This is a genomic window from Sulfitobacter sp. UBA4523, from assembly GCF_002388305.1.
Taxonomy (GTDB): Bacteria; Pseudomonadota; Alphaproteobacteria; order Rhodobacterales; family Rhodobacteraceae; genus Sulfitobacter; species Sulfitobacter pontiacus.
In genome coordinates this window covers 38703-45873 of the sequence record NZ_DGMH01000050.1, presented here as the reverse complement: position 1 = coordinate 45873, position 7171 = coordinate 38703, and the positions used below count along the sequence as shown (strand labels likewise).

Genomic DNA, 7171 nt, shown 5'->3' with positions numbered 1-7171 from the left:
CGACCACCGCGACCACGACCGCGTCCCCCGCGACCCTTTGGCTTGGCGGGTTCGTCAATCGCTTCCCACGGACGGCCGGAGGCCACGGGGATCGAGATTTTCATCGTCTTCTGGATATCTTTCAGCTCGCCCATTTCATCCGGTGCGCAGAAAGCGATCGCCGCCCCGTCTTTGCCCGCGCGTGCGGTCCGGCCGATACGGTGGACATAATTGTCGGGCACATTGGGCAGTTCGTAGTTGTAGACGTGCTTCACGTCGGGAATATCCAGACCGCGGGCGGCGACATCCGTTGCTACAAGCACGGTGACCTCGCCTTTCTTGAAGGATTCGATGGCGCGGTCCCGCTGACCCTGGCTTTTGTTGCCATGGATCGAGGCGGCTTTGAAACCGGCTTTGACCAGATCTTTCATCAGTTTTTCACAGCCGTGTTTGGTCCGCCCGAACACCAGGGCGCGTTCCTCGGTGTGTTTGCCAAGCAGTTCGATCAGCAGGGATTTCTTTTCCGCCTTGGCGATGAAATGCACCTCTTGGGTGATCTTGTCCGCCGCCTTGCCCGGAGGCGAGACTTCGATGCGGATCGGGCTGTTGAGGTAGCTGTTGGCGATCTCGTTCATCAGTTTCGGCATGGTTGCCGAAAAGAGCATCGTCTGACGCTCTTTCGGCAGCACCGCCGCAATCTTGCGCAGATCGTGGATAAAGCCCATGTCGAGCATCTGGTCCGCTTCATCAAGCACAAGGAAAGTGGTCTTGTGCAAAAGCACCGCGCGGCGGTCCATCAGGTCCAGCAAGCGCCCGGGTGTGGCCACCAGCAGGTCGACGCCGCGCTCCATCCGTTTGATCTGCGGGTTGATCGACTGGCCGCCGACAATCATCATGGTTTTCAGTTGGGTCCCTTCGCAGAAGCCCTTGAGGTTCTCCATGATCTGGTTGGCCAGCTCGCGGGTCGGGGCCAGCACCAGCCCGCGCACGGTGCGCGGCTCGGGGCGGGCTTCGCGTTCCAGCATCTGGGCCACCAGCGGGATACCGAAGGCGGCGGTCTTGCCGGTGCCGGTCTGTGCCAGCCCCATCACGTCGCGGCCATTCATCCCGTGGGGGATCGCCTGTTTCTGGATCGGGGTCGGATCGGTCATGCCCATGTTGGTCAAGGCTTTGACCAGACGGCGCGGCAGGCCCATCATTTCAAAATCGCTCATCGTTTTGTCGTCTTTCCGCGGGATGCGGGGCAATGCCCCTTCCCGCCATAGCAATCACGCGGGCCCCGTCGATGCAGGGAAACCGCGAGGGACGCAAAGCAGATCGCAGGGGGCAGCCTAGTGCCAACACCCTGTCTGTTGCGCTTGGCCCCACGCGTGATTTTGGGAACATCGGCGGCCTTTTGTTCAGCTCTCATAAGACGCGACGATTTTTGGTCGACAGGTCAAGGGCTGGTCTGCTCACGCGGCAGAAGGCATCGCTTGCGCCCCAGATGGGCTGTTTGGGAGGTAAAGTCAACGGTGCTGTGAAAGATAGCCTAGCGCGGGGTGCTGCGCGCCAGCATCAGGGGCAGCACAGCGCTAAGGATGAACAGGCGCATCATGTGGCAGGCGGCGACGAAACCCGGGCTGATCCCCAGCACGCTGCCCATGGCGATCATTGTCTCGAACCCACCGGGTGCAAAGGCCACGAGGATATGCGCAAGCGGCATGCCAAGCGCCATAGCGACCGGGATCGCCCCCAGCAGGGCCAACCCCACGGCAAGGCAGGTCACAGCCAGCCCCGCGGCAAGCCCCTTGGTCAGATCGTCAAGCCGCACGCCGGAGAACCGCGTGCCGATCAACGCGCCAAGCACCACATAGGCGGGCATCACCAGCCACAGGGGCAGCACACCGGGGGCGAGCCCTGTCACATGCGCAAGCGATGACACCAGCATCGGCCCGATCAACATCGGCGCGGGCACCCGGATGCGCCCCAGCAGCCCCCCTGCCGCGACGGAGAGCGCCGCCATCACCAGCAATGTCACGCCGCCCATAACAGGGCCGTCGGGCACGATGGACCCGCCCAGATCAACCCCCATCGCCAGCGCGACAAAGGGCACCACCAGCGTGAGCGACAACAGCCGCACCGACTGCGTGGTCGAGATACGCACCATATTATCCCCGTCATCGGCCGCCATCGCCAGCACAAAGCTGAGGTGTCCGGGGGCCGAAGCCAGCAGTGCTGCACGACGGTCAAAGCCAAAGAACCGCGCCAGCAGCCACCGGCTGAGCACCAGCATCGCCCAGACCAGCACGGCCATCCCTACAAAAGCCAGCGGCCAGCGCAGCATGGCATCGACCGCGTTCTGGTCAAACCCTGCCCCCACCGACAGGCCAATGACGACAAAGCAGATGTTGCGCAGCGGCAGCGACACCCCCATGCGCGCGCCTGCCAGACCGGCCAGCGACACCAGCACCGCAGGCCCCAACAGCATGTAGATCGGCGCGTTCAGCAGCCAGCCGATACCGGCCCCCACCGCGCCGATACAGACGGTGAAAACGGTCGTATGCGTATCAGACGGGGGGCGCGGCCATTTCATACGCTTGTGCTAGCAGTTGGTCCCTTCCGCCACCAGCCCCGTCACGGGATGCGCCGCGAGGCTTGCACATCCCCCGACAAAGGGACATGCATCCTCTGACGGAATTTTAGAACGATTGTATGAAGGAATAGGATATGGACAATCTGCGCGGCGCTTTGATCATGGTGCTGTCGATGTTGGGCTTTGCCATTGAGGACATGTTCATCAAGCTGATCGGGACGGATATCCCGATCGGGCAGATTATCTTTATGCTCGGGACCGGTGGCGCGCTCTGCTATGGTGCGATGGTGGTGATGAAGGGCGAGCCCTTGATGGATCGCGCGATGCTGACCCGCCCGATCCTGCTGCGCGCCTTGGGCGAGATTGTCGGCACATTGGGGTTTGTATCGGCCATTGTGCTGACACCGATTTCTTCTGCCTCGGCCATTTTGCAGGCGACCCCGCTGGTGGTGACCCTAGGCGCGGCGCTCTTTCTGGGCGATCCCGTCGGCTGGCGCCGGTGGAGCGCTATTCTGGTTGGTATGCTGGGCGTCTTACTGGTGATCCGCCCCGGGATGGACAGCTTTCAGGCGCTGTCCCTGCTGGCGGTGCTTGGGGTGCTGGGGCTGTCCTTGCGCGATCTGGCGACGCGGCGGGTGCCGAAATCGACCTCTACGTTCCAGCTGTCGTTCCTTGCGTTTCTGGCGCTGGTCCCTGCAAGTCTGCTTTTCATGCTGGGCACGGGCACGGCCTTTGCGCCGATGTCGGAGGTGCAATGGCTGCTCATGGGGGCGGCGCTGACAACCGGCATGGTCGCCTATTACGGCATCGTCGCGGCCATGCGTATCGGCGAAATCAGCTTTGTCACACCGTTCCGCTATGCGCGCCTGCTGTTCGCGATGGTTGTGGGCATCACGATCTTTGGCGAACGCCCCGATCTGCTGACCTATGTTGGCGCAACCATCATTGTTGCCTCGGGCATCTATACGGTATGGCGTGAGCGAAAGGTCAAAGAACAGGCCTGAACACTTTCCATCCTCCCCCCGGCGCGCTAAACCGCTGCGCAATTGTCATCTGCAAAAGGATAGCCCCTTATGAGCACGATCATCGACATCCACGCCCGCGAAATCATTGACAGCCGGGGCAACCCCACGGTCGAAGTCGATGTGACGCTTGAAGACGGCACCATGGGCCGCGCGGCCGTTCCCTCTGGCGCATCCACCGGTGCCTATGAGGCGGTAGAGCGTCGCGATGGCGACCAAAAGCGCTATATGGGCAAGGGCGTTCTGGAAGCCTGCGCCTCGGTCAATGGCGAGATCGCGGATGCGCTGGTCGGCATCGATGCGACAGAGCAGGTCGAGATTGACGGCACGATGATCGAGCTGGACGGCACCGACAACAAGTCGCGTCTGGGGGCCAACGCCATTCTGGGCGTCTCCCTCGCGACGGCGAAGGCCGCGGCTGATTATTGCTCGCAGCCGCTCTACCGCTATGTGGGCGGCACCTCTGCGCGCATGCTACCCGTGCCGATGATGAACATCATCAACGGGGGCGAGCACGCGGATAACCCGATCGACATTCAGGAATTCATGATCATGCCCGTCGCGGCAGAGAATATCCGCGACGCGGTGCGCATGGGCTCCGAGGTGTTCCACACGCTGAAGAAAGAGCTTTCGGCCGCAGGTCTGTCCACCGGCATCGGCGACGAAGGCGGCTTCGCACCCAACATCAGCTCCACCCGAGATGCGCTTGATTTCATTCTGAAATCCATCGAAAAAGCAGGCTACAAACCGGGCGAGGAAATCTACCTCGCGCTGGATTGTGCGGCAACGGAATACTTCAAGGACGGCAGCTATGTCCTTTCTGGCGAAGGGAAAACCCTGACCAGCGCCGAGAATGTGGATTATCTGGCGGCCCTCTGCGCCGATTACCCCATCATCTCTATCGAAGATGGCATGTCCGAAGACGATTGGGATGGTTGGAAACTGCTGACCGACCGTCTGGGTGACAAGATCCAGCTGGTGGGCGACGATCTGTTCGTGACCAACCCCGAACGTCTGGCCGAAGGCATCAAACGGGGGTCTGCCAACTCCATGCTGGTGAAGGTCAACCAGATCGGCACCCTGTCCGAGACGCTGCAAGCGGTCGACATGGCGCATCGTGCGGGCTTTACCAACGTGATGTCCCACCGCTCGGGCGAGACCGAGGACGCGACGATTGCGGATCTTGCTGTTGCGACGAACTGCGGTCAGATCAAGACGGGCTCGCTTGCGCGGTCCGACCGGTTGGCGAAATACAACCAGCTGATCCGCATCGAGGAATCGCTTGGTGTGACAGCGGAATACGCCGGTCGTTCGATCCTGAAAGGTTGATCAAAGGGGCATTGCCCCGCCCGAAGATACGAAAGCGCGCCCGATCAAGGCGCGCTTTTTTTGTGCTTGCGGTGTCGCGTCCGGCGTCAGCTTTGGATCCGACGCAACAGGCCCGACTTGGTAAAGCCCACACGGATCATATCCGTGTCACTTTTCAGCATCGGCATCTTGATCTGGATCGTCCGCGGCTGTGCGCCAAAGGCGACGTTCATCCGGATGGTGGCCACGAATTTGCCTTGCGACGACGGGCGCACGTCTTCGATCATACCGACGACTTCGCGGTCGGTGGTCATGACCGTAGCGCCCAATGCCGCCGTGATCGGGACAGAGGCCGCGGCGCGGGACACATCGCCGCTAACACTGCGCGATACCGCGGCAGTCGTGCTGTCGGTCGTCGTGCTGCTGTCGGTCGTCGTGCCGCCACCGCTGTTGGACCCGCCGGTGCTGCCGACACCCACGCCAACGCCCGCGACGGAACCCCCGCCAACCGAGGCCCCGACACCAGCGCCCACGCCGCCGACAGAGGCACCAGCGCCCGCATCAGCAACCGAGCCGCCACCGACAGAGGCACCCGCCCCCGCGCCGACGCTGCCCGCGCCCACACCAACGCCGACATCCGCGGCGGACCCGTGGCCGACGCTGGCTCCTACGCCCGCACCAATACCGCCCACGCTGGCACCGACGCCGACATCCAGCGCAAAGGCCGACGTGGCGATGAATACCGTTGCAACCGAAGTTGCGGTGTTTTTAAGAAACATACTCGTCATGGTCATTCTCCTTTTGAAAAGGAACGGCGCAAGCAAAGCCCCCACTTTCTGCGCCACCGTTCTGAGGTAGTACAATTCAAGGTAGAACCACCCCGATCCCAAGCAAGGAAACAGACTGTTTACGGAACGCCGCTATGCAAGCGAGCAACAGCCCTTTGCCGCGTGGAAAACCCGCGGCGCACAGCTAACCTATTCGGGAAAAACGAAGATTACGCACGACTATAGCGCGAAATGTTAACAGGCGACTCAGGCCACAACACATGCTGTCCAGCGAAAAGAGCAGGTCACAGGGGGTGACGATACGCTGGCGCGACACCCATCAAAGGGCCTTATTCTGAACGCTGATCGCCTCTGTCGGCATGCTGACGGTGCCGCCCCCGACCGCAGCCCGCACCCCCGTGGTGCCGGGGCAAGAGGTCGGCAGCCCGCGCGCCACCCGCACGGCAAGATATCCGAAGGCCTGCGCCTCAAGCATATCACCGTCCAGCCCGATCTCTTCTATCGGCATGACCGGACAATCCAGACTGACACTGAGCATCTTCATCAACACAGGGTTGTGCCGCCCGCCCCCTGTGACCAGCACACGATCGGGCAGACGCGGACAATGCTGCATTGCTTCGGCCACGCCAGCGGCACACATCGCCGTCAGCGTCGCGGCGGCGTCGGCGTCCGACAGTTCGGTCACCAGCGCGACCATCTCGTCAAAATCGTTCCGGTCCAGCGACTTGGGGGGCATCCGTGCGAAATAGGGCTCGGCCAGAAACAGCTCAAGCGCGCCGGTCTCTACCTGCCCGCGCGACGCGGTCTTGCCGCCCTCGTCAAAAGGCAGCCCCAGACGCGCCTGCATCAGATCGTTGATGGGCGCATTGGCAGGCCCCGTGTCGAAGGCCAGCAGCGCGCCCTCCGTCTCGGGCAAGGGGATCGCCGGATCCACCCAGGTCAGGTTCCCCACCCCGCCAAGATTCAAAAAGGCCACCGGCCCCGTCAGCCCCGCATAGCGGGCACAGGCGTGGTGAAAAAACGGCGCGAGCGGTGCGCCCTCTCCGCCCAGATGCACATCAGCGCTGCGGAAATCCCACACGACGGGCAGCCCCAGATGATCCGCCAGCGCTGCACCATCGCCCACTTGCAACGTCCCCTGCATGCGCGGTGCATGGGCCAGCGTCTGTCCGTGAAAGCCGATCAGATCGACATCGGTATACGCGCCAAGGGCATCGATATGCGCCGCCTCGACCACCTGCGTCGCCGCCGCCACCTCTGGCCCTGACCATTTGCCGAAACCGGCCGCGATGGTGCGGCGTTCCTCGGCGGAATAACTGCGGTAGCTCGACGTGCCGAAGCCTATAATATCGCGGCCGTCCGTCTCGATCACCGCAACGTCCACCCCGTCGAGCGAGGTGCCGCTCATCGCGCCTGCGGCCCGCAGCGAGCCTGTTTTCGCGATCCGTGTCGGGGTTCTTGCCCCTTGGGCCTTATTCATGGCCTTTTCCTTTGTCTGC

At 62.5% G+C, this 7171-nt stretch carries 6 protein-coding genes; 2 read left to right on the top strand and 4 right to left on the bottom strand.

Translation table 11 applies throughout. The annotated features are described in order from the left end of the window. Both B3849_RS11555 and B3849_RS11550 read right to left on the bottom strand, forming a co-directional pair. Nucleotides 1-1193: DEAD/DEAH box helicase (locus tag B3849_RS11555; protein WP_286780149.1), on the bottom strand; the 1193-nt coding region annotated here is incomplete at its 3' end. 317 nt (nt 1194-1510) lie between these two features. Then, nucleotides 1511-2554, bottom strand: a complete 1044-nt coding sequence (locus B3849_RS11550; RefSeq protein WP_278424555.1) for an AbrB family transcriptional regulator — start codon at nt 2552-2554, stop codon at nt 1511-1513. Between the two features lie 134 nt (nt 2555-2688). Here B3849_RS11550 and B3849_RS11545 point away from each other — a divergent pair, with 134 nt between their 5' ends. Next, a complete protein-coding gene (locus B3849_RS11545) occupies nt 2689-3558 on the top strand; it encodes a DMT family transporter (RefSeq protein WP_278374674.1) in 870 nt (289 codons plus the stop codon). Nucleotides 3559-3627: 69 nt separating this feature from the next. Further along, nucleotides 3628-4905 carry a phosphopyruvate hydratase gene (gene eno, locus B3849_RS11540; RefSeq protein WP_009824746.1) on the top strand — a complete coding sequence of 426 codons (1278 nt, stop codon included), beginning with the start codon at nt 3628-3630 and terminating at the stop codon, nt 4903-4905. An 86-nt stretch (nt 4906-4991) separates the two neighbouring features. On the opposite strand, the gene B3849_RS11535 is transcribed toward eno, so the two are convergent. Further along, the gene (locus B3849_RS11535) at nt 4992-5672 is read right to left on the bottom strand and encodes a hypothetical protein (protein WP_278424554.1); all 681 of its coding nucleotides are present in this window, start codon (nt 5670-5672) and stop codon (nt 4992-4994) included. A 319-nt stretch (nt 5673-5991) separates the two neighbouring features. Next, on the bottom strand, nt 5992-7152 hold the full coding sequence (locus tag B3849_RS11530; RefSeq protein WP_278424553.1) for an anhydro-N-acetylmuramic acid kinase: 1161 nt from the start codon (nt 7150-7152) through the stop codon (nt 5992-5994). Between the last annotated feature and the right edge of the window lie 19 nt (nt 7153-7171).

Excerpts from the sequence above, each read along its gene's own strand:
- B3849_RS11545 (WP_278374674.1), top strand. The coding sequence starts at position 2,689 with ATGGACAATCTGCGCGGCGCTTTGATCATGGTGCTGTCGATGTTGGGC.
- eno (WP_009824746.1), top strand. The coding sequence starts at position 3,628 with ATGAGCACGATCATCGACATCCACGCCCGCGAAATCATTGACAGCCGG.
- B3849_RS11530 (WP_278424553.1), bottom strand. The coding sequence starts at position 7,152 with ATGAATAAGGCCCAAGGGGCAAGAACCCCGACACGGATCGCGAAAACA.
- B3849_RS11550 (WP_278424555.1), bottom strand. The coding sequence starts at position 2,554 with ATGAAATGGCCGCGCCCCCCGTCTGATACGCATACGACCGTTTTCACC.
- B3849_RS11535 (WP_278424554.1), bottom strand. The coding sequence starts at position 5,672 with ATGACGAGTATGTTTCTTAAAAACACCGCAACTTCGGTTGCAACGGTA.